Raw genomic sequence first — 25,936 nt, 5'->3', positions numbered from 1 at the left:
CCGTATCTGCGGGGGTATGGCTTGTAGATATGATGACAGGAAGTGTTTGTAGAAACGCAAAAAGGCCATCCTTATGGATGGCCTTCTGTTTAATTTGATGCCTGGCAGTTCCCTACTCTCGCATGGGGAAGCCCCACACTACCATCGGCGCTACGGCGTTTCACTTCTGAGTTCGGCATGGGGTCAGGTGGGACCACCGCGCTATCTCCGCCAGGCAAATTCTTTGTGCTCTGTCCTGTGTCTTTTCCACTGATACTGCGCCGGCTGCATTCCCGAAAGTCAGTCACATACTTCAGTATGCTCCTTCCTTCGCTTCATTTGCCGCCTTGTCTCAGCGTAAAACCCTTCGGACTCTGAATCTGAGCTGAAAATCTTCTCTCAATCCGCCAAAACACCTTCGGCGTTGTAAGGTTAAGCCTCACGGTTCATTAGTACCGGTTAGCTCAACGCATCGCTGCGCTTACACACCCGGCCTATCAACGTCGTCGTCTTCAACGTTCCTTCAGGAGACTCTAAGTCTCAGGGAGAACTCATCTCGGGGCAAGTTTCGTGCTTAGATGCTTTCAGCACTTATCTCTTCCGCATTTAGCTACCGGGCAGTGCCATTGGCATGACAACCCGAACACCAGTGATGCGTCCACTCCGGTCCTCTCGTACTAGGAGCAGCCCCCCTCAGTTCTCCAGCGCCCACGGCAGATAGGGACCGAACTGTCTCACGACGTTCTAAACCCAGCTCGCGTACCACTTTAAATGGCGAACAGCCATACCCTTGGGACCTACTTCAGCCCCAGGATGTGATGAGCCGACATCGAGGTGCCAAACACCGCCGTCGATATGAACTCTTGGGCGGTATCAGCCTGTTATCCCCGGAGTACCTTTTATCCGTTGAGCGATGGCCCTTCCATTCAGAACCACCGGATCACTATGACCTGCTTTCGCACCTGCTCGCGCCGTCACGCTCGCAGTCAAGCTGGCTTATGCCATTGCACTAACCTCCTGATGTCCGACCAGGATTAGCCAACCTTCGTGCTCCTCCGTTACTCTTTAGGAGGAGACCGCCCCAGTCAAACTACCCACCAGACACTGTCCGCAACCCCGATAAGGGGCCAACGTTAGAACACCAGCCATTAAAGGGTGGTATTTCAAGGACGGCTCCATGCAGACTGGCGTCCACACTTCAAAGCCTCCCACCTATCCTACACATCAAGGACCAGTGTTCAGTGTCAAGCTATAGTAAAGGTTCACGGGGTCTTTCCGTCTTGCCGCGGGTACACTGCATCTTCACAGCGAGTTCAATTTCACTGAGTCTCGGGTGGAGACAGCCTGGCCATCATTACGCCATTCGTGCAGGTCGGAACTTACCCGACAAGGAATTTCGCTACCTTAGGACCGTTATAGTTACGGCCGCCGTTTACCGGGGCTTCGATCAAGAGCTTCGCTTGCGCTGACCCCATCAATTAACCTTCCGGCACCGGGCAGGCGTCACACCGTATACGTCCACTTTCGTGTTTGCACAGTGCTGTGTTTTTAATAAACAGTTGCAGCCAGCTGGTATCTTCGACTGATTTCAGCTCCACGAGCAAGTCGCTTCACCTACCATCAGCGTGCCTTCTCCCGAAGTTACGGCACCATTTTGCCTAGTTCCTTCACCCGAGTTCTCTCAAGCGCCTTGGTATTCTCTACCTGACCACCTGTGTCGGTTTGGGGTACGATTTGATGCTACCTGATGCTTAGAGGCTTTTCCTGGAAGCAGGGCATTTGTTGCTTCAGCACCGTAGTGCCTCGTCATCACGCCTCAGCCTTGATTCTCCGGATTTGCCTGGAAAACCAGCCTACACGCTTAAACCGGGACAACCGTCGCCCGGCCAACATAGCCTTCTCCGTCCCCCCTTCGCAGTAACACCAAGTACAGGAATATTAACCTGTTTCCCATCGACTACGCCTTTCGGCCTCGCCTTAGGGGTCGACTCACCCTGCCCCGATTAACGTTGGACAGGAACCCTTGGTCTTCCGGCGAGCGGGCTTTTCACCCGCTTTATCGTTACTTATGTCAGCATTCGCACTTCTGATACCTCCAGCATGCCTCACAGCACACCTTCACAGGCTTACAGAACGCTCCCCTACCCAACAACGCATCAGCGTCGCTGCCGCAGCTTCGGTGCATGGTTTAGCCCCGTTACATCTTCCGCGCAGGCCGACTCGACCAGTGAGCTATTACGCTTTCTTTAAATGATGGCTGCTTCTAAGCCAACATCCTGGCTGTCTGGGCCTTCCCACATCGTTTCCCACTTAACCATGACTTTGGGACCTTAGCTGGCGGTCTGGGTTGTTTCCCTCTTCACGACGGACGTTAGCACCCGCCGTGTGTCTCCCGTGATAACATTCTCCGGTATTCGCAGTTTGCATCGGGTTGGTAAGTCGGGATGACCCCCTTGCCGAAACAGTGCTCTACCCCCGGAGATGAATTCACGAGGCGCTACCTAAATAGCTTTCGGGGAGAACCAGCTATCTCCCGGTTTGATTGGCCTTTCACCCCCAGCCACAAGTCATCCGCTAATTTTTCAACATTAGTCGGTTCGGTCCTCCAGTTAGTGTTACCCAACCTTCAACCTGCCCATGGCTAGATCACCGGGTTTCGGGTCTATACCCTGCAACTTAACGCCCAGTTAAGACTCGGTTTCCCTCCGGCTCCCCTATTCGGTTAACCTTGCTACAGAATATAAGTCGCTGACCCATTATACAAAAGGTACGCAGTCACCCCATTAAGAGGCTCCCACTGCTTGTACGTACACGGTTTCAGGTTCTTTTTCACTCCCCTCGCCGGGGTTCTTTTCGCCTTTCCCTCACGGTACTGGTTCACTATCGGTCAGTCAGGAGTATTTAGCCTTGGAGGATGGTCCCCCCATATTCAGACAGGATACCACGTGTCCCGCCCTACTCTTCGAGCTCACAGCATGTGCATTTTTGTGTACGGGGCTGTCACCCTGTATCGCGCGCCTTTCCAGACGCTTCCACTAACACACACACTGATTCAGGCTCTGGGCTCCTCCCCGTTCGCTCGCCGCTACTGGGGGAATCTCGGTTGATTTCTTTTCCTCGGGGTACTTAGATGTTTCAGTTCCCCCGGTTCGCCTCATTAACCTATGGATTCAGTTAATGATAGTGTGTCGGAACACACTGGGTTTCCCCATTCGGACATCGCCGGTTATAACGGTTCATATCACCTTACCGACGCTTTTCGCAGATTAGCACGTCCTTCATCGCCTCTGACTGCCAGGGCATCCACCGTGTACGCTTAGTCGCTTAACCTCACAACCCGAAGATGTTTCTTTCGATTCATCATCGTGTTGCGAAAATTTGAGAGACTCACGAATAATCTTTCGACTATTCAGTGTTTCAATTTTCAGCTTGATCCAGATTTTTAAAGAGCAAAACTTCGCAGTGAACCTTTGCAGGTACACTCTGAAGTATTTTTTGTTTAATCACTACAGAGATGGTGGAGCTATGCGGGATCGAACCGCAGACCTCCTGCGTGCAAAGCAGGCGCTCTCCCAGCTGAGCTATAGCCCCATAACATGTAGTTAAAACCTCTTCAAATTTGCCGTGCAAATTTGGTAGGCCTGAGTGGACTTGAACCACCGACCTCACCCTTATCAGGGGTGCGCTCTAACCACCTGAGCTACAAGCCTGTAGAGGTTTTACTGCTCATTTTCATCAGACAATCTGTGTGAGCACTGCAAAGTACAGTTCTTTCAGGTAAGGAGGTGATCCAACCGCAGGTTCCCCTACGGTTACCTTGTTACGACTTCACCCCAGTCATGAATCACAAAGTGGTAAGCGCCCTCCCGAAGGTTAAGCTACCTACTTCTTTTGCAACCCACTCCCATGGTGTGACGGGCGGTGTGTACAAGGCCCGGGAACGTATTCACCGTGGCATTCTGATCCACGATTACTAGCGATTCCGACTTCATGGAGTCGAGTTGCAGACTCCAATCCGGACTACGACGCACTTTATGAGGTCCGCTTGCTCTCGCGAGGTCGCTTCTCTTTGTATGCGCCATTGTAGCACGTGTGTAGCCCTGGTCGTAAGGGCCATGATGACTTGACGTCATCCCCACCTTCCTCCAGTTTATCACTGGCAGTCTCCTTTGAGTTCCCGGCCTAACCGCTGGCAACAAAGGATAAGGGTTGCGCTCGTTGCGGGACTTAACCCAACATTTCACAACACGAGCTGACGACAGCCATGCAGCACCTGTCTCACGGTTCCCGAAGGCACATTCTCATCTCTGAAAACTTCCGTGGATGTCAAGACCAGGTAAGGTTCTTCGCGTTGCATCGAATTAAACCACATGCTCCACCGCTTGTGCGGGCCCCCGTCAATTCATTTGAGTTTTAACCTTGCGGCCGTACTCCCCAGGCGGTCGACTTAACGCGTTAGCTCCGGAAGCCACGCCTCAAGGGCACAACCTCCAAGTCGACATCGTTTACGGCGTGGACTACCAGGGTATCTAATCCTGTTTGCTCCCCACGCTTTCGCACCTGAGCGTCAGTCTTCGTCCAGGGGGCCGCCTTCGCCACCGGTATTCCTCCAGATCTCTACGCATTTCACCGCTACACCTGGAATTCTACCCCCCTCTACGAGACTCAAGCTGACCAGTATCAGATGCAGTTCCCAGGTTGAGCCCGGGGATTTCACATCTGACTTAATCAACCGCCTGCGTGCGCTTTACGCCCAGTAATTCCGATTAACGCTTGCACCCTCCGTATTACCGCGGCTGCTGGCACGGAGTTAGCCGGTGCTTCTTCTGCGGGTAACGTCAATGAGCAAAGGTATTAACTTTACTCCCTTCCTCCCCGCTGAAAGTACTTTACAACCCGAAGGCCTTCTTCATACACGCGGCATGGCTGCATCAGGCTTGCGCCCATTGTGCAATATTCCCCACTGCTGCCTCCCGTAGGAGTCTGGACCGTGTCTCAGTTCCAGTGTGGCTGGTCATCCTCTCAGACCAGCTAGGGATCGTCGCCTTGGTGAGCCGTTACCTCACCAACAAGCTAATCCCATCTGGGCACATCCGATGGCAAGAGGCCCGAAGGTCCCCCTCTTTGGTCTTGCGACGTTATGCGGTATTAGCTACCGTTTCCAGTAGTTATCCCCCTCCATCGGGCAGTTTCCCAGACATTACTCACCCGTCCGCCACTCGTCAGCAAAGAAGCAAGCTTCTTCCTGTTACCGTTCGACTTGCATGTGTTAGGCCTGCCGCCAGCGTTCAATCTGAGCCATGATCAAACTCTTCAATTTAAAAGTTTGATGCTCAAAGAATTAAACTTCGTAATGAATTACGTGTTCACTCTTGAGACTTGGTATTCATTTTTCGTCTTGCGACGTTAAGAATCCGTATCTTCGAGTGCCCACACAGATTGTCTGATAAATTGTTAAAGAGCAGTGCCGCTTCGCTTTTTCTCAGCGGCGCGGGGTGTGCATAATACGCTTTCCCGCTACAGAGTCAAGCATTTTTTGCTTTTCTCTGCCGAGATTCTCAGGAGAACCTCGCTGACCCGGCGGCGTGTTTGCCGTTGTTCCGTGTCAGTGGTGGCGCATTATAGGGAGTTATTCCGGCCTGACAAGAGGAAATTTAAAATAATTTTCCGAGTGCGCAACATTCAACCAAATCAGTCCGGGATTGCCAGTTTTTCGAGCGTTTTGAAGCCATAGCGCTGTAAAACAGGCAATAATTGTTCAGCTTCTGGCGTCATTGCCATGCAAAAGGCAATGTTAGCGTCGGCAGATTTTGCCTCCGGGGCTTCATGCTCTAACAACCAGGCCGTTCGGCGAGCAATCGCTGCGCCAGAGTCCACCAGTCGGGTTCCCTCTGGCAGCACTTGCAATAGCTCTTCTTGTAATAGAGGAAAGTGGGTACAGCCCAGAACAACGGTGTCTGGCGGTTCTTTCATTCTCAACCACGGACGCAAGATACGTTTTAGCGCATCCAGAGAAATGTCTTCGCCATGCAGCTTCGCTTCAGCTAATTCAACCATTTCCGCCGATCCCAGCATTTCTATCTGGCATTCATTGGCGAAACGGGCGATCAGCTCATGGGTATAAGAACGCTTCACCGTACCGCGGGTTGCCAGCAATCCAACAATGCCATTAGCAGTTAGACGCGCAGCGGGTTTAATTGCCGGCACAACACCGACAACCGGGAAAGCGAACTTTTCGCGTAATGCAGGAAGCGAAACGGTACTGGCTGTATTGCAAGCCACCACCGCCAGCGCAAGGGGATAATGCTCTTGCACCGCAGTGACAATTTCCACCACGCGCTCAACAACAAACTCTTCGCTCTTTTCGCCATACGGGAAAGCGACGTTATCGAAAGCATAAATGTAATGGAGATCCGGTAAGAGACGGCGGATCTCGTCATAGACCGACAACCCACCGACGCCGGAGTCAAACACCAGCACGGTGGGACGTGGTTCAGAAGGTGTAGCTGCCAGACAAGGTGTATTCCCGTCCTGCAGTTTGGTAGCCATAGACTGTCTCGTAATCTTTGTCGAACAGGTTGGCTATTTTACCACGAACTGTCAGGTGAGAGGTGACTGGATACGCAACCGCGAGATCCCACAAACTCACACCGCCCATTTTCACAGTTTGATACGGCCAGGAAGAGTAATCCTTATCATAACGAGTTCCTAAATACTGATAAGTAATACCCCAGTCGAAGTCATACAGTTGCCAGTCAAGCTGGTATTTCACCTGCTGTTTAGCACGACGTAACAGCGGCGTATCAGTAATCGCGTTACGCGCATCGACATAATCATAACTCACTGTATGCATCAGAGGACCGGTATCAAAATTGGCAGTCGCCTCGACACCTTTAATCCGCGCTTTCCCTTCGTTGTAATATTTCAGGGTGTGATCGTCATAATCGATCAAATCACTGACATCGTTACGATACCCAGAAATACGCCAGCTCACCCCAGCGGTTAAGCCTTCAAACGCACCTTCCCATTGTTTACTTTTCTCAGGATTCAGATTCGGATTACCGTAGAAGCCATACAGTTGCCCAAGATTAGGAGCCTTGTAAGACGTGCCATAAGAGGCGATAAAACGATACCCTTCAATGAACTCCCAACCGGCGCTGGCTTGCCAGGTGCCATGACGACCAAACTGAGAGTTATCGTCGCTGCGTGCTGCGCCTTCAAACGTAAAATCGCCGACTTGTTGCAGCCCGGTCAGATAGATACCGGTATTACGCTGATCATAACCCTCGTCAACATACCCCGTGCCCGGCGTCGTGGTCTGCTTCTGCCAGTCAACACCCGCACCAATATTACCGTGCCCAACGGTAACGTTGTTTGCCCATTGGATGGTGTACTGCTTCATCTCATCCAACGTCGCCGACGAATCATAACGACCATAATGAGGATCATAGTTGTAATCTTTGCTATGGCTGTAACTGGTAATCAGTTGTGATTTAATCAGTTCGCTGTTATAGCGCAGCCCGGCGTCCCAACTTTGGCTATAGAGTTTACGGGTATCGAGAAGCGGCGAGCCGGGAGAATAATACGCGTCATAATTGGTACGATTATCATAGCCATAGCCGCGCACAAAACCGCTCCAGACATCGGTAAAGTTATGTTCCAGCGCGCCGTAAAGCGTTTTGCTTAAGAAACCATCTTTATCTGGCTGCGCTTGCATTCCGGTATTGCCATAAGCAACAACGTCAAAGCCATGGGTATAGGCGTAATCACCCAACAGAGTTACCCGTGTTTTATCCCCCAGTTGTTGCTGTGTAGAGACATCGTAATTCTGATAACTATTACTTCCCCATCCCGCTGATATTTCCGTTCCCGGTTCATCGCGCGTCGTGATGATATTCACTACCCCGCCTATCGCATCAGAACCATAAACGGCGGATCGCGGCCCGCGGATATATTCGACACGTTGCACCAGCGCAATAGGGAATTGGCTAAGATCAGCAGAACCACTCACCCCCGCCAAATTCAGGCGTACACCATCAATTAACACCAATACATGACTGGCATTAGTACCACGAATAAAAATAGAAGAGAGTTGACCTGACCCGCCATTTTGAGTGATATCCACGCCCGGAAGACGACGCAGCACATCGTTGACCGAAGTCGATTGCCAGCGGTCAATATCCTGGCGCGTCACAACAGTCGTTGGCGCCAGCACAGTGCTACGAGGCTGTTCAAAACGGTTAGCAGTAACGACGAGAGTATCCGGGCTGGTGTCCTGTGCCCAAGCAGAAAATGCCGTGACGGAGAACGCCGTCAGCAGCGAAGCTTTTTTAATCATTGTAAAGCATCCACAATAGAAGAAGGATGCCGCAGGTTTCACCGATAGTACGCGATGATGAGAACCAGATGCGACGTTGGCCGGCAGGTCTTCGGGCTTGGAGGGGTATCCACAGGATACAAAAGAGATGATGACTTCCCACCGGATGGCAGTGTCAGCATTACGCAATCATCGCACCTTTCCTTACCGCTGCGCGTCAGCTCCAGATTTGCACTGGATTCCCTATTAACTCACAGGACCGGCGAGTGGATGCTACAGGTTGTAACAAGTTGCTGTCCAGACGTAGCTCACAAATAGGAATTCATCAAGATCTGGACATCTGATGAGCAATCCCTACAATCGCCGCGTACTTTAATTTTTCAGGATACATCATGACCCCCGAACACCTTCCAACAGAACAGTATGAAGCGCAGTTAGCCGAAAAAGTGGTGCGTTTGCAAAGTATGATGGCACCGTTTTCTGACCTGGTTCCGGAAGTGTTTCGCTCGCCGGTCAGTCATTACCGGATGCGTGCAGAGTTCCGCATCTGGCACGATGGCGATGACCTGTACCACATCATTTTCGATCAGCAAACCAAAAGCCGCATCCGCGTAGAGAGCTTTCCTGCCGCCAGTGAACTTATCAACCAGTTAATGACGGCAATGATTGCGGGCGTGCGTAATAATCCCGTTCTGCGCAACAAGCTGTTCCAGATTGATTACCTCACCACGCTAAGTAACCAGGCAGTGGTTTCCCTGCTGTATCATAAAAAGCTGGACGATGAGTGGCGTCAGCAGGCGGAAGCTCTGCGTGATGCGCTGCGCGCGCAGAATCTGAATGTACATCTGATTGGTCGGGCAACGAAAACCAAAATCGAGCTGGATCAAGATTACATCGACGAACGTCTGCCTGTAGCAGGCAAAGAGATGATCTACCGTCAGGTGGAGAATAGCTTCACCCAGCCGAACGCGGCGATGAATATTCAGATGCTGGAATGGGCGCTGGACGTCACCAAAGGATCAAAGGGCGATTTACTGGAGCTGTACTGCGGCAACGGTAACTTTTCGTTAGCGCTGGCGCGTAATTTTGATCGGGTACTCGCCACCGAAATCGCCAAGCCGTCAGTCGCCGCGGCGCAATACAACATTGCCGCTAACCATATTGATAACGTACAAATAATTCGTATGGCAGCGGAAGAGTTTACCCAGGCGATGAATGGCGTACGCGAGTTTAACCGTTTACAGGGAATCGACTTAAAGAGTTATCAGTGCGAAACCATTTTTGTCGACCCGCCGCGCAGCGGTCTGGACAGTGAAACCGAGAAAATGGTGCAGGCGTATCCGCGTATTCTGTATATCTCCTGCAACCCGGAAACACTGTGTAAGAATCTGGAAACATTAAGCCAGACGCACAAAGTTGAACGTCTGGCTCTGTTTGATCAGTTCCCTTATACACACCATATGGAGTGCGGTGTGTTACTGACTGCGAAGTAAAACCCAGGCCGGATAAGATGCGCCAGCATCGCATCCGGCATGATACCGATTACTCAGCAACGTCCTGTTTACGGTTACGCATCTTAGCGCCAATCCAGAACACCATAATGACGGACAGCACGGCCGGGAAGAAGTTAGAACCGATATCCGGGTATTCCGCTCGAACCACAGTGCTGTACAGCAGTACACCGAGAATAAAGCAGGCTGCGGCCAGTCCCGGTAAACCGACAGGCATAGTGCGATTAAGGTAACGTTGATGCAGGCAGTAAACTGTCAGTACCAGGGAAATAACAGGGAATACAGAAAATGGCACAATGGAGCTAAATAGCGCTGCAAAAGTACCATTAATCGATAAGCCAGCAATCAGTGCCAGCAGCAGCGTACCTCTGTCTTGATTTGCTTGTTTCATTACTCGTCCTTCACATTTCCCGGAATAATTGCGGTTTTATCTTGTTCACGGCGATACCAGTAATAAGCCCCTTTCGAAATCATTCGCAGTTGCAGTACCAGTCGCTCTTCTAATTGCCGACGTTGTTCAATGCCGACATCCAACGCCTCGGCGCCTGCACTGAAGACAATCGTCACCATGGCTTCAGCCTGCGCTTCAGTAAACGCACGAGGCATATGGTTTTCGAGTTCCAGATAGTCCGCAAGTTCCGCAATGAAGTGCTGAATTTCACGCGCGACGGCGGCACGAAATGCAGCGGAGGTGCCGGAGCGTTCCCGCAATAATAACCGGAAGGCATTCGGATTATTACCAATGAACTCCATAAATGTGGAGACCGAGGTACGGATCACACTCCCGCCTTTAGCAATACGCTGACGAGCCTGGCGCATTAGCTGACGCAGCATTAAGCCGCTTTCATCAACCATTGTCAGACCAAGTTCATCTACGTCGCGGAAATGCCGATAAAAAGAGGTGGGAGCGATGCCCGCTTCACGCGCCACTTCACGCAAACTCAAACTGGCGAAACTACGTTCAGCGCTTAACTGGCTAAATGCGGCTTCCACCAGCGAACGTCGGGTTTTTTCTTTTTGTTGCGCTCTTACGCCCATCACGATGTCTGAATCCTTGCCAAAAGTACCGCTGGCACTATACCAGAAGAATGAACATACTGGATTCATCCCGTGTTGTGAATGAACAGTAACGCAACCAGACAGAATTATTGCAGCTCTTTAGCCGGTTCTTTCACGAACAACAACGCCAACATCGATAACAACGTTCCCCCGCCCAGATACCACGCCGGAGCCGTCAGGCTATCCAGTAACACAATGGATTGTGTCGCAAAATATTGTGCAAAACCGCCGAAGATTGCCACACCTATGCTATAGACCAGGGCAAATCCCAGAGCGCGAATACGTTTGGGCAACAGCTCAGAGATCAGCAACATCACAGGTACGCCGCCCAACGTGGTAAAGCTGACCATCACGAAAACCACCGTCAACAACATGCCTGGGCTTGGGTAATTCACCAACAACCAGAACGAAGGCCAGCTACAGATCAACACCATCACACGCGAGATAAAAATCAGCTTTTTACGTCCGACTGAATCACACAGCATCCCCACCAGCAGCGCGCCAGCAAACGTAATTACCCCTGCCAGTAACATCGCTGCATGAGAATAGTGTTGAGGCATCCCCAGATACTTCGCCGCCCAGGTACCGTAGTAAAAGAGAGAGATATAGGTCGCAACCGTACTACCAATAGCGAGTAAAACGCCGTTGGCAAGGGTTGCTTTATGTTGCATAAGTAAAGAGAAGGCGCTTTCGTTGGCAACGACTTTTTTATTGTGCGCAGGTGCAGGCCCATCGTTTTCCAGGCTCAGGCGCAGCCAGCAACCGATGGGCGCTAATAGCACACCAATAAAAAACGGCACACGCCAGCCCCATTCCGCCATTACGGTTTCTGAACCTGTGACGAACGGCAACCATGCGCTTAAACCTAAAGCAACGACACCGCCAAAGGTTGTTGCCAGACCTTGAGTCGCCAGCGACCAACTACTGTAAAAACCACGACGATTTGCCGGAGCTGACTCTACCAGCAAAGACATTGAGGCTCCGACTTCACCACCCGCCGCAACCCCCTGAATCAGGCGCGCCAGCACCAGTGTCGCCGTTCCCCAATAGCCCGCCGTTGCATATGTCGGCGCGATACCAATCATCAGCGTCCCCAGGCTCATCAGGGCAATGGTAAACACCATCGCGGGTTTGCGGCCGAATCGATCTGCCCATGCTCCGACAATAACGCCACCAAGCGGACGCATAAAAAAGCTCACCCCGAAGGTGGCGAATGCCAGTAATAGTGCGACGTTTTTATCCGCGCTGGGAGGGAAAAACAGCGCGCTAATGTAGACGACAAAAAAGTTGTAAACACCAAAATCAAAAAATTCGAGCGCATTGCCAAACGCTGAGGCAAAAATCACCCGCTTACCGCTGGGCTTTTTCCTTACGTCCATTGTTTCATTTACGATCGCCGTCATTCCATGTTCCTTGCCATAAGAGTTGTTGTGTTTTGTGTTGTTTTTTATTTATTGCAGCCAGGTTTCTACCAGTGCGCCCCAGTAGCTGCTTGCCGGGACCAGGCTTGCATCGTTGAAGTCATAACCGGGGTTATGAACCATGCATGCCCCTTCCCCGACATCACCATTACCGAACAGCAAAAAAGCGCCTTTCGGCTGGGCTTCCAGCATGAAAGAGAAATCTTCGCTACCCATCAGTGGCTTGATGCCAAACTCGGCCCGCTCTTCACCAAACGTTTTACACGCTACCTGCCAGGCAAAGCGCGCCATCTCTTCATCGTTAACCAACACCGGAGTACCGTTAACATGCGTAACTTCAGCCGTTGCGCCAAAACTGGCTGCCTGGGCTTGTGCTAAAGCGGGGAGACGAGTCAGAAGAAGTTGTCGGGTTTCACGACTCAGGGAGCGGACGCTGATTTTCATTTCAGCGCTATCAGGGATTACGTTAGCGGCTTCACCCGCAACAATGCTGCCGACAGTTATCACTGCCGCTTCCAGTGGATCAACATTGCGCGCTACTATACTTTGCAATGCGGTGGTGATATGCGCGGCAACCACAACCGAATCAATCGCTTTGTGAGGAATCGCACCATGTCCGCCACAACCGCGAACGGTAATGTGGAATTGATCCATTGACGCCATCAGCGCCCCAGGCTGGAAATAAAACTTACCCACCGGCAAACCAGGCATGTTATGCATGCCGAAAATGACATCACAGGGGAAACGGTCGAAAAGGCCCTCTTTAACCATAATCTCACCGCCATTGATCATCTCTTCCGCTGGCTGGAAGATGAGACGCAACGTACCGTTAAAACGGCGAGTTTCAGCAAGATAACGCGCGGCTCCCAATAATATTGTGGTATGCCCGTCATGCCCGCAGGCATGCATTAAACCCGGTTGTTTACTGGCCCAGGGCTTGTCGCTATTTTCATAAATTGGCAACGCATCCATATCAGCGCGCAGACCAATACTTTTCTCTCCGTCACCCACCTTTAATGTGGCCACCACGCCAGTCGTCGCCAGCCCTTGCACTACCTCATAGCCCCACTGGCGTAGCTTTTCCGCTACCAACGTACTGGTTTTAAACTCTCGTAATCCCAGTTCAGGATTTTCATGAATCTGATGGCGGATCTCGCGCAGCTCTTCCTCAAACCCACGAATATAGTGTTCGATCATCTGCTATTCCTTTATTCACTTATAAACAGGCTAATTAATGGATTTTATTGATGGTATAAATATAAATAACTCATCAATATAAAATATTTATATATTTGTTTTATAATGATATTTCAAAAAGACAATAACAAAAAAGCACGCTTCGGCAAGATAAAACTATCAGCTATAAGAAAAAGCGATTAATAGTGAATAAATAAAATAAGAAGGGGGAAGACAAAGCCAGGGCCGCTCATGATATAGCCAGATAAATGACGGGGATCAATTGGCTTACCCGCGATAAAATGTTACCATTCTGTTGCTTTTATGTATAAGAACAGGTAAGCCCTACCATGCCACATTCCTACGATTACGATGCCATAGTAATAGGTTCCGGCCCCGGCGGCGAAGGCGCTGCAATGGGCCTGGTTAAACAAGGAGCGCGCGTCGCGGTTATTGAACGTTATCAAAACGTTGGCGGCGGCTGTACCCACTGGGGCACCATCCCATCAAAAGCCCTCCGCCACGCCGTCAGCCGTATCATTGAATTCAATCAAAACCCACTTTACAGCGACCATTCGCGACTACTCCGTTCTTCTTTTGCCGATATTCTCAATCATGCTGATAACGTGATTAATCAACAAACGCGCATGCGTCAGGGATTTTACGAACGTAATCACTGTGAAATATTGCAGGGGAACGCCCGCTTTGTTGACGAACACACGCTGGCACTGGACTGCCCGGACGGCACGGCCGAAACGCTGACCGCTGAAAAATTTGTTATTGCCTGCGGTTCACGTCCTTATCATCCAACGGATGTCGATTTCACTCATCCACGCATTTACGACAGCGACTCAATTCTTAGCATGCATCACGAACCGCGCCACGTGCTTATCTATGGCGCTGGAGTAATCGGCTGCGAATATGCGTCGATCTTCCGTGGTATGGATGTGAAAGTGGATCTGATCAACACTCGCGATCGCCTGCTGGCATTCCTTGATCAAGAGATGTCTGATTCTCTCTCCTATCACTTCTGGAACAGTGGCGTAGTGATTCGCCACAACGAAGAGTATGAGAAGATTGAAGGCTGCGATGACGGCGTGATCATGCACCTGAAGTCAGGTAAAAAACTGAAAGCAGACTGCCTGCTCTATGCCAACGGTCGCACCGGGAACACCGATTCGCTGGCATTGCAAAACATCGGTCTGCAAACTGACAGCCGTGGACAACTCAAAGTCAACAGCATGTATCAAACTGCACAGCCGCACGTTTACGCAGTAGGCGACGTGATTGGTTATCCAAGTCTGGCTTCAGCGGCCTACGACCAGGGACGCATCGCCGCACAGGCGTTGGTGAAAGGCGAAGCCACCGCGCATCTGATTGAAGATATCCCGACGGGTATCTACACCATCCCGGAAATCAGCTCCGTGGGCAAAACCGAACAACAACTCACTGCGATGAAAGTGCCGTATGAAGTGGGGCGCGCCCAGTTTAAACATCTGGCACGTGCGCAAATCGTCGGAATGAACGTGGGTACGCTGAAAATTTTGTTCCATCGGGAAACGAAAGAAATTCTGGGTATCCATTGCTTTGGTGAGCGCGCAGCCGAAATTATTCATATCGGTCAAGCGATTATGGAACAGAAAGGTGGCGGCAACACCATTGAGTACTTCGTTAACACCACCTTTAACTACCCGACGATGGCGGAAGCCTATCGGGTAGCCGCGTTAAATGGCTTAAACCGCCTCTTTTAACATTTTATCGCAGAGGCCATCCATCCTTGTGTGGATAGCCTCTGCCAGCTGCTCATAGCGGCTGCGTAGCGGCGAACCAGGACGATAAACCAGACCAATAGTACGACGGGGCTCCGGCTTAATGCATGGAAGATAGACAACGCCATCGCGTTTACGCTCTGGCGGCACAGCCAGCGCCGGTAACAAAGTAATACCGCTACCCGCCGCCACCATGTTACGCAACGTCTCCAGGCTGGTGGCACGAAAATGCGTATCTTCATCCGCCCCCGCTTCAAAACAAAAGCCCATCGCCTGATCACGCAAACAGTGACCATCTTCCAGCATTAACAGTTTTTCCCCTGCCAGATCGGCCATCGGCACACATTCGCGATTAGCCCACGGGTGATCTTCATAGACTGCCAGCAGCATGGGTTCATCAAACAACGGCACTTCAATAAAGGCTTCGCTCTCTTTCACCAACGCAAGGATCACGCAATCGAGTTTGCCACTGTCCAGTTGTGCCAGTAGCTGGTGAGTCTGCGCTTCATGGAGATACATTTCCAGTTTCGGGAAGGTCTGGTGCAGCATCGGAATAATATGCGGCAACAAGTAAGGTCCAACTGTGGGGATCAAACCAATATGCAACGGGCCGGACATGGTCTCGCCCTGCTGACTTGCCATCTCTTTGAGGACTTTCACCTCGCGCAACACGGTACGCGCCTGATCCACCAACAGCATTCCCGCCTGGGTGAACAACACTTTGCGGCTCGTCCGCTCCAGCAACATTACGCCCAGCTCATCTTCCAGCTTGCGAATTTGCCCACTCAGGGTTGGCTGGCTGACGTGGCAGGAATCTGCCGCACGGCGAAAATGGCGGTGTTCGGCCAATGCCACCAGGTACTCAAGATCACGAATATTCATTATCCATCCTCCATCGCCACGATAGTTAGCGGCGATAGGAAGCATAGCAACGAACGATTATCCCTATCAAGCTTTCTGTCTAATAATAGAGCACAGAAACGGAGCGGCACCTTTTTTAACCCTTGAAGTCACTGCCCGTTTCGAGAGTTTCTCAACTCGAATAACTAAAGCCAACGTGAACTTTTGCGGATCCCAGGATCCGCATTTTTTTTACTCAAAAAACAGCTCACGTTTGCATAAAGAAATGTGCTTACCCCAACCGCGCCTGCGCGAAAGCAATCGCCTGCGCCACCTGCTGCGGTGAGACGCCGCCTTTTGCTGCACGTTTATCGAGGCACGATTGCAGCGACAGAATCGGATAGACATCTTCGCCAATCACCGGACTGAATTTCTGCAACTCGGCCAGCGACAGCTCTTCCAGTGGTTTACCCTGACGAATAGCTTCCACCACCGCCTCACCCACGATATGGTGCGCTTCGCGGAACGGCACGCCTTTTGCGACCAGATAATCAGCCAGTTCAGTGGCATTAGCGTAACCCTGTTGTGCGGCTTCCTGGCAACGCGGACGCTTCACCTGAATGCCGTCCAGCACCAGTGCCGCCATATGCAAGCAATCCAGCCAGGTATCGAGCGCATCGAATAAACCCTCTTTGTCTTCCTGCATATCTTTGTTATAGGCCAGCGGTAAACCTTTCAGCGTCATCATCATGCCGGTTAACGCCCCCTGCACACGCCCGCATTTACCACGAATCAACTCCAGCGCATCCGGGTTTTTCTTCTGCGGCATTAATGACGAACCGGAAGTCACACGGTCAGAAAGCTCCACGAAACCGGCCTCACCGGTGTTAAAGAAAATCAGATCTTCAGCGAAACGCGACAGATGCACCATACCGATAGCGGCCGCAGAAAGCAGCTCCAGCACGTGGTCGCGGTCAGAAACGCTATCGAGACTGTTACGGGTCGCCGAGGCAAACCCCAGCCAACCTGCCAACTGTTCACGGTCGATTTCATAAGCCGTTCCCGCCAGCGCACCACAGCCTAACGGGCTGACATCCAGACGCTTGAGCGCATCCTGCAAACGGCTTTCATCACGCGCCAGCATCTCAACATAAGCCAGGCACCAGTGCGCGAACGTCACCGGCTGAGCGCGTTGTAGATGCGTATAACCCGGCATTACCGCATCCTGATTGTTTTCCGCCGTTTCCACCAGCGCCGATTGCAACTGGCGGTTAGCCGTCAGCAACTCGCTAACGGTATCTTTGCACCACAGTTTCAGGTCAGTCGCCACCTGGTCATTACGGCTACGCCCGGTATGCAGCTTTTTGCCTAACTGACCCACTTTGTCGATTAGTTTGCCTTCCACCCAGCTATGAATATCTTCAGCATCGCTTTCGAGAATTTGTTGTGGCCTGGCGCGAACTTCCTCCAGCAGCACGTTCAATGCTTCTTCCAGTTGCGCTTGCTCTTCTGCGGTCAACACACCTACCGTTACCAACGCTTTGGACCAGGCCACAGAGCCAACAATATCCTGCTCCGCCAGACGGTAATCAAAACGCAGTGAGTCATTGAATTGTTTGAACCGTTGATCTGCTGCCTGGGTAAAACGTCCGCCCCAAAGTGCCATAACTCTGTTTCCTTCTTTTGAATGCAATACCGGATAGCAACGCCTCCGGCTAACAAAACTTAAGCTAAAATCCGCGTGCCCATTGGCATACCGTTAAACAGTGCCGGAAGCTGATCCGCATGACGCCAGGAGGCGATATCCACCGGACGGCCCAGCGCGCGCGCGGCATCCAGCGCCGCGTTCACTTTCACAATCATGCCATCCGTAATAATGCCCTGCTCAATCAGTTGCTCCGCTTTCTCTGCCGTCATCTCGGCAATACGTTGCCCTTTGCCATCGAGGATGCCGCTGACATCAGAAAGCAAAATCAGATCCGCGCCCAGCGTTGCCGCCAGCGCCGTCGCCGCCTGGTCAGCATTGACGTTCATCAGTTGCCCTTCGTCGGTCACGCCAATAGAACTCACCACCGGCAGATAACCGTTTTCCAGCAATGTGTTGATGAGCTTAGGTGAACCTGGCTGCGCCAGTCCAACATGGCCTAACTCTTCATCGAGCTGGGTCACTTTTACACTATCGCCGTCACCGAGAAACAAGCCTACAGCAGCAATCTGGTGTTTCTTCGCCCACGCCAGCAGAGTTTTATTTGCCGTTCCCGCCAGCGCCCCGGTGATAATGTCTATCTGATCCGCAGGCGTCACCCGCAGGCCATTTTTCTTTTTCACCGGCAGATTCAGCCCTTTCATCAGCTCATCCACCACGCAGCCGCCGCCGTGGACAATGACCAGCGGACGCTGATGTGACTTACGATAATTCACCAGTGCACTAAACAGACGTTCCAGCGCTTCTTCGCTATCCAGCAGTACGCCGCCCAGTTTGATAATTAATGGATTCATCTTTGCATCCTTAAATAAGAGACTGCGTTTCCGCATAGCCGAAACGAATGTTGGCGCACTGGATAGCCTGTGCCGCCGCACCTTTTAATAAATTATCTTCGGTCGCCACGATAATCAGATGCTCATCCTGAACGGCAAACCCGATATCGCAGAACGGCAGCCCTATGACGTTTTTCAGCGCCGGAACGCCTTTGTCATACAACCGTACCAACGGTTTATGGGCATACGCCTGCTGCAACGCTTGCGCCACTTGCGCCTGGTTTACGCCAGGCTTAAGGCGACAGGTAATGGTTTCGAGAATACCGCGCGGGAAATTGCCCAAATGTGGAGTGAAAATCACGTCGGCGCCGAGGTGTGTGGCAATCTCAGGCTGATGGCGATGGGTAAAGACACCGTAAGGTTGCAGGCTGACTTCACAAAAGCTATTTGAAATCGACGCCTTACGTCCTGCCCCGCTCACACCGCTGGTGGCGTTGATGACCGGCCACTGAGTGAGGTCGAGGAGATCGGCGTCAATCAACGGTTTCAGCGCCAACTGTGCCGCTGTGGGATAACAACCCGGCACCGCGATCAAATTTGCGTCTTTTAATTTATTTCCGCACCACTCCGCCAGACCATAAGCTGCTTGTTCCAACAGTTCCGGGTATTGATGGGTAAAGCCGTAATATTTTTCGTAGAAGGCGACATCGTTAACACGAAACGCGCCGGAAAGGTCGAACACCACACAGCCAGCTTCAAGAAATTGCGGTGCTAAATCGTGGCTAACTTCATGGGCGGTGGCGAGAAACACCACGTCCACCCCTGGACTAAACTCGCTGATATCCGACATCGGCTGCAACGGCAGATCAACGATGCCTTTGAGCTGCGGATGCAAATCGGAGATTAACTTTCCCGCATCATTGCTTTGCGTAGAAACCGTCAAAGCGGTTATGTTCATATGCGGATGGCGATTTACATAGGCCACTAACTCTGCGCCAGCGTAACCGCTGGCCCCCACAATCAGCGTATTCAACATCGGGGCTATTCACCTTCTTATGTCTGGTTGCCTGGTTAAACGTAAAACATTCACCTTACGGCTGGTGGGTTTTATTACGCTCAACGTTAGTGTATTTTTATTCATAATTACTGCATGAATATTGATACTATCATGACCAGAGGTGTGTCAACAATGAAAAACAAATTACCGCCATTTATCGAGATTTACCGCGCCCTGATTGCCACACCTTCAATAAGCGCTACGGAAGAGGCGCTCGATCAAAGCAATGCAGATTTAATCACTCTGCTGGCGGGTTGGTTTAAAGATTTGGGCTTCAATGTGGAAGTCCAGCCCGTGCCAGAGACGCGCAATAAGTTTAATATGCTGGCCAGTTGCGGGCAGGGCGCTGGCGGCTTACTGTTGGCAGGCCATACCGATACCGTGCCGTTTGATGATGGGCGCTGGACGCGCGATCCGTTTACGCTGACAGAGCATGAGGGCAAACTTTACGGCTTAGGCACCGCCGATATGAAAGGGTTCTTTGCGTTTATCCTTGATGCATTACGCGATGTCGACGTCACAAAACTGAAAAAACCGCTCTATATTCTGGCAACCGCCGATGAAGAAACCAGCATGGCTGGGGCGCGCTATTTTGCCGAAACCACCGCTCTGCGTCCTGACTGCGCCATCATTGGCGAACCAACATCGCTACAACCGGTACGCGCACATAAAGGTCACATCTCCAATGCCATCCGAATCATGGGCCAGTCTGGGCACTCCAGCGATCCGTCGCGCGGAGTTAATGCTATCGAACTGATGCACGACGCCATCGGTCATATTTTGCAATTGCGCGATAATCTGAAAGAACGCTATCACTACGAAGCGTTTACCGTGCCATATCCCACACTCAACCTCGGGCATATTCATGGTGGCGACGCGTCTAACCGTATCTGTGCCTGCTGTGAGTTACATATGGATATTCGTCCGCTGCCGGGCATGACACTCAATGAGCTGAATGGATTACTCAACGACGCGCTGGCGCCAGTGAGCGAACGCTGGCCGGGTCGTCTGACGGTCGAAGAGTTACATCCGCCGATCCCTGGCTATGAATGCCCGCCGAACCATCAACTGGTTGAAGTGGTTGAGAAATTGCTCGGCGCGCAGACCGAAGTGGTGAACTATTGTACCGAAGCGCCTTTTATTCAGACGTTATGCCCGACGCTGGTATTAGGCCCCGGCTCAATCAATCAAGCTCATCAGCCTGATGAATATCTGGAAACACGTTTTATCAAGCCCACCCGTGAGCTGATCACTCAGGTAATTCATCATTTCTGCTGGCATTAAAACTCGGGCCGGATAAGGCGGTCACGCCGCATCCGGCACTGTTGCGAAGCTCCGGTGCTACAAATCATGTCGGATGCGATGCTTGCGCATCTTATCCGGCCTACAGTGACTCAAATGATGCCCAAACTTATCTGACCTACACCTTTGGTGTTATGTATGGCGATTTTTTAACATTTCCATAAGTTACGCTTATTTTATTCGTTGTGAATTTAATGGCGTAAATTCCGGCTATTTATTCGTTTGCTGAAGCGATTTCGCAGCATTTGACGTCACCGCGTTTACGTGGCTTTATAAAAGACGACGAAAAGCAAAGCCCGAGCATATTCGCGCCAGTGCGACGTGAAGGATACAGGGCTATCAAACGATAAGATGGGGTGTCTGGGGTCATATGAACGAACAATATTCCGCATTGCGTAGTAATGTCAGTATGCTCGGCAAAGTGCTGGGAGAAACCATCAAGGATGCGTTGGGCGAACACATTCTTGAACGCGTAGAAACTATCCGTAAGTTGTCCAAATCTTCACGCGCTGGCAATGATGCTAACCGCCAGGAGTTACTCACCACCTTACAAAATTTGTCGAACGACGAGCTGCTGCCCGTTGCACGTGCGTTTAGTCAGTTTCTGAATCTGGCCAACACCGCTGAGCAATATCATAGCATTTCGCCGAAAGGCGAGGCTGCCAGCAACCCGGAAGTCATTGCCCGCACCCTGCGTAAACTGAAAAACCAGCCAGACCTTGACGCTGCTACGATCAAAAAAGCGGTGGAATCGCTGTCGCTGGAACTGGTTCTGACCGCGCACCCGACCGAAATTACCCGTCGTACGCTGATCCACAAAATGGTGGAAGTGAACACCTGTTTGAAACAGCTCGATAACAAAGACATCGCTGACTACGAGCGAAACCAACTGATGCGCCGCCTGCGTCAGTTGATCGCTCAGTCCTGGCATACCGATGAAATCCGTAAACAGCGCCCAAGCCCGGTAGATGAAGCCAAATGGGGCTTTGCCGTGGTGGAAAACAGCCTGTGGCAAGGCGTGCCGAATTATCTGCGCGAACTGAACGAACAACTGGAAGAGAATCTCGGCTACAAACTGCCAGTGGAATTTGTTCCAGTCCGTTTTACTTCGTGGATGGGCGGCGACCGTGACGGTAACCCGAACGTTACCGCGGATATCACCCGACACGTTTTGTTGCTCAGCCGCTGGAAAGCGACCGATCTGTTCCTGAAAGATATTCAGGTTCTGGTTTCTGAACTGTCGATGGTTGACGCGACGCCTGAACTGCTGGCGCTGGTCGGCGAAGAAGGCGCCGCAGAACCGTATCGCTATCTGATGAAAAACCTGCGCTCCCGTCTGATGGCGACACAGGCCTGGCTGGAAGCACGTCTGAAAGGCGAAGAACTGCCGAAGCCAGAAGGTCTGCTGACGCAAAACGAAGAACTTTGGGAGCCGCTCTACGCTTGTTATCAGTCACTTCAGGCATGTGGCATGGGAATTATCGCCAACGGCGATCTGCTCGATACCCTGCGTCGTGTGAAATGTTTCGGCGTACCGCTGGTGCGTATTGATATCCGCCAGGAGAGCACTCGTCATACCGAAGCATTGGGCGAGCTGACCCGCTACCTCGGCATTGGCGATTACGAAAGCTGGTCTGAAGCCGACAAACAAGCATTCCTGATCCGCGAACTGAACTCTAAACGTCCATTGCTGCCGCGCAACTGGCAGCCAAGCGCCGAAACGCGTGAAGTGCTTGATACCTGTCAGGTCATTGCCGAAGCGCCACAAGGTTCGATTGCTGCCTATGTGATCTCAATGGCGAAAACGCCGTCCGACGTACTGGCCGTCCACCTGTTACTGAAAGAAGCAGGTATTGGATTTGCGATGCCAGTCGCACCGCTTTTTGAAACCCTGGATGACCTGAACAACGCTAACGATGTCATGACCCAGTTGCTGAATATCGACTGGTATCGCGGCCTGATTCAGGGCAAACAGATGGTGATGATTGGCTATTCCGACTCAGCAAAAGATGCGGGTGTGATGGCGGCATCCTGGGCGCAATATCAGGCACAAGATGCGTTAATCAAAACCTGCGAAAAAGCGGGCATTGAACTGACGCTGTTCCACGGTCGCGGCGGTTCCATTGGTCGCGGCGGCGCACCGGCCCATGCGGCACTGCTGTCGCAACCGCCGGGAAGCCTGAAAGGCGGCCTGCGTGTGACCGAACAGGGCGAGATGATCCGCTTCAAGTACGGTCTGCCAGAAATCACTGTTAGCAGCCTTTCGCTGTATACCGGGGCGATTCTGGAAGCCAACCTGCTGCCGCCACCGGAGCCGAAAGAGAGCTGGCGTCGCATTATGGATGAACTGTCTGTCATCTCTTGCGATGTCTACCGCGGCTACGTGCGTGAAAACAAAGATTTTGTACCTTACTTCCGCTCTGCCACGCCAGAGCAGGAACTCGGCAAACTGCCGTTGGGATCACGTCCGGCGAAACGTCGCCCGACCGGCGGTGTCGAATCATTGCGCGCCATTCCGTGGATTTTTGCCTGGACGCAAAACCGCCTGATGCTGCCAGCCTGGCTGGGCGCAGGTACGGCGCTGCAAAAAGTGGTGGAAGATGGCAAACAGAACGAGCTGGAAACCATGTGTCGCGACTGGCCTTTCTTCTCAACGCGCCTTGGAATGCTGGAGATGGTTTTCGCCAAAGCGGATCTGTGGCTGGCGGAATACTACGATCAGCGGCTGGTCGCAAAAGAGCTTTGGTCGCTGGGTAAAGAGTTACGCAATCTACAAGAAGAAGACATCAAAGTCGTGCTGGCGATTGCCAATGACTCCCATCTGATGGCGGATCTACCGTGGATTGCCGAGTCTATTCAGCTACGAAATATTTACACCGACCCGCTAAACGTACTGCAAGCAGAATTGTTGCACCGTTCCCGTCAGGCGGAAAAAGAAGGCCACGAACCAGATCCTCGCGTTGAACAAGCGTTAATGGTCACTATTGCCGGGATCGCGGCAGGTATGCGTAATACCGGTTAATCCTCCTCTCCTGCAAACCCTCGTGCTTTTGTGCGAGGGTTTTCTGAAATACTGCTGTTCTAATACCCTCGTTTTCAATATATTTCTGTCTGCATTTTATTCAAATCCCGGATATCCCTTCAGATATCTTTAAGGTTTTGTCGTTACATTCAGCGCTATTTTTTTCGAGACAGGTTTTTACTATGCATTCCACAGAAGTCCAGGCTAAACCCCTTTTTAGCTGGAAAGCCCTGGGTTGGGCACTGCTCTATTTTTGGTTTTTCTCCACCCTGCTACAGGCCATTATTTACATCAGCGGCTACAGCGGTACCAACGGCGTTCGCGACTCGCTGTTGTTTAGTTCGCTGTGGTTGATCCCGGTATTCCTCTTCCCAAGGCGGATTAAAATTATCGCGGCAGTAGTCGGCGTGGTGCTCTGGGCGGCCTCACTGGCCGCATTGTGCTACTACGTCATATATGGTCAGGAGTTCTCGCAAAGCGTTCTGTTCGTGATGTTTGAAACCAACACCAACGAAGCCAGTGAGTATTTAAGCCAGTATTTCAGCCTGAAGATTGTGCTTATCGCGCTGGCCTATACAGCGGTGGCTGTTCTGCTGTGGACACGCCTGCGCCCGGTCTATATTCCATCTCCGTGGCGCTATCTGGTGTCGTTTGCACTGCTGTATGGTTTGATTTTGCATCCGATGGTGGTCAATTCCGTCATCAACCATAAACCTTTCGCGAAAACGCTGAATAACCTGGCTTCACGCATGGAACCTGCGGCTCCGTGGCAGTTTATTTCCGGCTATTATCAATATCGTCAGCAACTCTCTTCACTGACCCGGTTGCTTAACGAAAACGATGCGTTACCGCCACTGGCAAACTTTAAAGATAATTCCGGCGATGCGCCGCGTACTTTAGTACTGGTGATTGGTGAATCTACCCAGCGTGGGCGTATGAGTCTGTACGGTTATCCGCGTGAAACCACGCCGGAACTGGATATGCTGCATAAAACCGATCCGAATCTGACTGTGTTTAATAACGTGGTCACTTCACGTCCGTACACCATTGAAATCCTGCAACAGGCGCTGACTTTCGCCAACGAAAAGAACCCGGATCTGTATCTGACGCAACCGTCGCTGATGAACATGATGAAACAGGCAGGTTATAAAACCTTCTGGATCACCAACCAGCAAACGATGACCGCCCGCAACACCATGCTGACGGTATTTTCGCGCCAGACCGACAAGCAGTACTACATGAATCAGCAACGCACGCAGAGTGCCCGTGAATACGACACCAACGTACTGAAGCCATTCCAGGAAGTGCTGAAGGACCCTGCGCCGAAGAAACTGATCATCGTTCATCTGCTGGGCACACATATCAAGTACAAGTACCGTTACCCGGAAGATCAGGGCAAGTTTGATGGCAATACCGATCATGTCCCGCCGGGATTGAACGCGGAAGAGCTGGAGTCGTATAACGATTACGACAACGCTAACCTGTACAACGATCACGTGGTTGCCAGCCTGATTAAAGACTTTAAAGCGACCGACCCGAACGGTTTCCTGGTTTATTTCTCTGACCACGGTGAAGAGGTTTACGACACGCCTCCGCACAAAACTCAGGGGCGCAACGAAGACAACCCGACACGCCACATGTACACCATTCCGTTCCTGCTGTGGACGTCGGACAAATGGCAGGCGACTCATCCGCGTGATTTCTCGCAGGATGTTAATCGTAAATACAGCCTGGCGGAACTGATCCACACCTGGTCAGATTTGGCTGGTTTATCTTACGACGGTTACGACCCAACCCGTTCAGTGGTGAACCCGCAGTTCAAAGAAACCACTCGCTGGATTGGTAACCCGTATAAGAAAAATGCGCTGATCGATTACGATACTCTGCCGTATGGCGATCAGGTGGGTAATCAGTAATTATCAGCCAAGTGCTCTTTGCCGGATGCGACGCTTGACGCGTCTTACCCGGTCGACAGATCGCGGCGGTAAGCCGGATTAGGCGTTTA

The 25,936-nt window shown here is 51.6% G+C and carries 15 protein-coding genes, 2 tRNA genes, 3 rRNA genes and 1 riboswitch; of the genes, 5 read left to right on the top strand and 15 right to left on the bottom strand.

Features of this window, described 5'->3' with window-relative positions; translation table 11 throughout:
* Positions 1-99: 99 nt before the first annotated feature.
* From rrf to btuB, 7 genes are all read right to left on the bottom strand, one after another.
* A 5S ribosomal RNA gene (gene rrf / locus PS053_RS15815) occupies positions 100-215 on the bottom strand.
* 192 nt (positions 216-407) lie between these two features.
* Positions 408-3,309: ribosomal RNA gene (locus PS053_RS15810) — 23S ribosomal RNA — on the bottom strand.
* Positions 3,310-3,494: 185 nt separating this feature from the next.
* Positions 3,495-3,570: transfer RNA gene (locus tag PS053_RS15805), tRNA-Ala, on the bottom strand.
* 42 nt (positions 3,571-3,612) lie between these two features.
* A tRNA-Ile gene (locus PS053_RS15800) sits at positions 3,613-3,689 on the bottom strand.
* A 68-nt stretch (positions 3,690-3,757) separates the two neighbouring features.
* Positions 3,758-5,299, bottom strand: a 16S ribosomal RNA gene (locus tag PS053_RS15795).
* The 16S, 23S and 5S rRNA genes sit together here with 2 tRNA genes alongside, the layout of an rRNA operon.
* Positions 5,300-5,670: 371 nt before the next feature.
* A complete protein-coding gene (gene murI, locus PS053_RS15790) occupies positions 5,671-6,528 on the bottom strand; it encodes a glutamate racemase (protein ID WP_071825235.1) in 858 nt (285 codons plus the stop codon).
* On the bottom strand, positions 6,473-8,317 hold the full coding sequence (btuB, locus tag PS053_RS15785; protein WP_256879419.1) for a TonB-dependent vitamin B12 receptor BtuB: 1,845 nt from the start codon (positions 8,315-8,317) through the stop codon (positions 6,473-6,475). The genes murI and btuB overlap by 56 nt, the downstream gene beginning before the upstream one ends.
* 65 nt (positions 8,318-8,382) lie before the next feature.
* Positions 8,383-8,575, bottom strand: a riboswitch (cobalamin riboswitch).
* Between the two features lie 113 nt (positions 8,576-8,688).
* Between btuB and trmA the strand changes: the two genes are divergently transcribed.
* A complete protein-coding gene (gene trmA / locus PS053_RS15780) occupies positions 8,689-9,789 on the top strand; it encodes a tRNA (uridine(54)-C5)-methyltransferase TrmA (protein WP_000187038.1) in 1,101 nt (366 codons plus the stop codon).
* A 49-nt stretch (positions 9,790-9,838) separates the two neighbouring features.
* Here the strand turns inward: trmA and PS053_RS15775 are convergent, their stop codons facing one another.
* The 4 genes from PS053_RS15775 to PS053_RS15760 all read right to left on the bottom strand — a co-directional run bounded on the left by PS053_RS15775 (position 9,839) and on the right by PS053_RS15760 (position 13,484).
* Positions 9,839-10,198, bottom strand: coding sequence for a YijD family membrane protein (locus PS053_RS15775; protein ID WP_000806406.1), 360 nt, complete (start codon positions 10,196-10,198; stop codon positions 9,839-9,841).
* A complete protein-coding gene (fabR, locus tag PS053_RS15770; protein WP_002460670.1) occupies positions 10,198-10,848 on the bottom strand; it encodes an HTH-type transcriptional repressor FabR in 651 nt (216 codons plus the stop codon). The genes PS053_RS15775 and fabR overlap by 1 nt, the downstream gene beginning before the upstream one ends.
* Before the next feature lie 104 nt (positions 10,849-10,952).
* Positions 10,953-12,269, bottom strand: coding sequence for a citrate-proton symporter (locus tag PS053_RS15765; RefSeq protein ID WP_059271419.1), 1,317 nt, complete (start codon positions 12,267-12,269; stop codon positions 10,953-10,955).
* A gap of 48 nt (positions 12,270-12,317) precedes the next feature.
* Positions 12,318-13,484, bottom strand: a complete 1,167-nt coding sequence (locus tag PS053_RS15760) for a M20 aminoacylase family protein (protein ID WP_256879420.1) — start codon at positions 13,482-13,484, stop codon at positions 12,318-12,320.
* A gap of 329 nt (positions 13,485-13,813) precedes the next feature.
* Between PS053_RS15760 and sthA the strand changes: the two genes are divergently transcribed.
* Positions 13,814-15,214: a Si-specific NAD(P)(+) transhydrogenase gene (gene sthA, locus PS053_RS15755; protein ID WP_001120820.1), complete on the top strand. Its 1,401-nt coding sequence runs from the start codon at positions 13,814-13,816 to the stop codon at positions 15,212-15,214.
* Here the strand turns inward: sthA and oxyR are convergent.
* From oxyR to argC, 4 genes are all read right to left on the bottom strand, one after another.
* Positions 15,197-16,114: a DNA-binding transcriptional regulator OxyR gene (oxyR, locus tag PS053_RS15750; RefSeq protein ID WP_001025944.1), complete on the bottom strand. Its 918-nt coding sequence runs from the start codon at positions 16,112-16,114 to the stop codon at positions 15,197-15,199. The genes sthA and oxyR overlap by 18 nt on opposite strands.
* Before the next feature lie 250 nt (positions 16,115-16,364).
* Positions 16,365-17,738: an argininosuccinate lyase gene (gene argH, locus PS053_RS15745; RefSeq protein WP_044714635.1), complete on the bottom strand. Its 1,374-nt coding sequence runs from the start codon at positions 17,736-17,738 to the stop codon at positions 16,365-16,367.
* 59 nt (positions 17,739-17,797) lie between these two features.
* Positions 17,798-18,571, bottom strand: coding sequence for an acetylglutamate kinase (gene argB / locus PS053_RS15740; RefSeq protein ID WP_010337677.1), 774 nt, complete (start codon positions 18,569-18,571; stop codon positions 17,798-17,800).
* Positions 18,572-18,581: 10 nt separating this feature from the next.
* Entirely contained in the window at positions 18,582-19,586 is a 1,005-nt protein-coding gene (argC, locus tag PS053_RS15735) for an N-acetyl-gamma-glutamyl-phosphate reductase (protein WP_054411648.1), read from the bottom strand.
* Between the two features lie 153 nt (positions 19,587-19,739).
* On the opposite strand from argC, the gene argE reads away from it, so the two are divergent.
* The 3 genes from argE to PS053_RS15720 all read left to right on the top strand — a co-directional run bounded on the left by argE (position 19,740) and on the right by PS053_RS15720 (position 25,847).
* Entirely contained in the window at positions 19,740-20,891 is a 1,152-nt protein-coding gene (argE, locus tag PS053_RS15730) for an acetylornithine deacetylase (protein ID WP_002460659.1), read from the top strand.
* Positions 20,892-21,279: 388 nt separating this feature from the next.
* Complete coding sequence (gene ppc, locus PS053_RS15725) at positions 21,280-23,931, top strand: phosphoenolpyruvate carboxylase (RefSeq protein ID WP_001005557.1); 2,652 nt, start codon at positions 21,280-21,282, stop codon at positions 23,929-23,931.
* Between the two features lie 182 nt (positions 23,932-24,113).
* Positions 24,114-25,847: a phosphoethanolamine transferase CptA gene (locus PS053_RS15720; RefSeq protein WP_000556324.1), complete on the top strand. Its 1,734-nt coding sequence runs from the start codon at positions 24,114-24,116 to the stop codon at positions 25,845-25,847.
* Positions 25,848-25,936 lie beyond the last annotated feature (89 nt).

Origin of the sequence: Escherichia albertii, from assembly GCF_028622335.1 — a bacterium.
In the GTDB taxonomy this organism is placed as follows: domain Bacteria; phylum Pseudomonadota; class Gammaproteobacteria; order Enterobacterales; family Enterobacteriaceae; genus Escherichia; species Escherichia albertii.
Note: the sequence above shows the minus strand (reverse complement) of the source record. Positions and strands in the feature narration are given on the sequence as shown.

Excerpts from the sequence above, each read along its gene's own strand:
- oxyR (WP_001025944.1), bottom strand. The coding sequence starts at position 16,114 with ATGAATATTCGTGATCTTGAGTACCTGGTGGCATTGGCCGAACACCGC.
- argB (WP_010337677.1), bottom strand. The coding sequence starts at position 18,571 with ATGAATCCATTAATTATCAAACTGGGCGGCGTACTGCTGGATAGCGAA.
- PS053_RS15765 (WP_059271419.1), bottom strand. The coding sequence starts at position 12,269 with ATGACGGCGATCGTAAATGAAACAATGGACGTAAGGAAAAAGCCCAGC.
- sthA (WP_001120820.1), top strand. The coding sequence starts at position 13,814 with ATGCCACATTCCTACGATTACGATGCCATAGTAATAGGTTCCGGCCCC.
- btuB (WP_256879419.1), bottom strand. The coding sequence starts at position 8,317 with ATGATTAAAAAAGCTTCGCTGCTGACGGCGTTCTCCGTCACGGCATTT.
- PS053_RS15760 (WP_256879420.1), bottom strand. The coding sequence starts at position 13,484 with ATGATCGAACACTATATTCGTGGGTTTGAGGAAGAGCTGCGCGAGATC.
- trmA (WP_000187038.1), top strand. The coding sequence starts at position 8,689 with ATGACCCCCGAACACCTTCCAACAGAACAGTATGAAGCGCAGTTAGCC.
- argH (WP_044714635.1), bottom strand. The coding sequence starts at position 17,738 with ATGGCACTTTGGGGCGGACGTTTTACCCAGGCAGCAGATCAACGGTTC.
- ppc (WP_001005557.1), top strand. The coding sequence starts at position 21,280 with ATGAACGAACAATATTCCGCATTGCGTAGTAATGTCAGTATGCTCGGC.
- PS053_RS15775 (WP_000806406.1), bottom strand. The coding sequence starts at position 10,198 with ATGAAACAAGCAAATCAAGACAGAGGTACGCTGCTGCTGGCACTGATT.
- murI (WP_071825235.1), bottom strand. The coding sequence starts at position 6,528 with ATGGCTACCAAACTGCAGGACGGGAATACACCTTGTCTGGCAGCTACA.
- argC (WP_054411648.1), bottom strand. The coding sequence starts at position 19,586 with ATGTTGAATACGCTGATTGTGGGGGCCAGCGGTTACGCTGGCGCAGAG.
- PS053_RS15720 (WP_000556324.1), top strand. The coding sequence starts at position 24,114 with ATGCATTCCACAGAAGTCCAGGCTAAACCCCTTTTTAGCTGGAAAGCC.
- argE (WP_002460659.1), top strand. The coding sequence starts at position 19,740 with ATGAAAAACAAATTACCGCCATTTATCGAGATTTACCGCGCCCTGATT.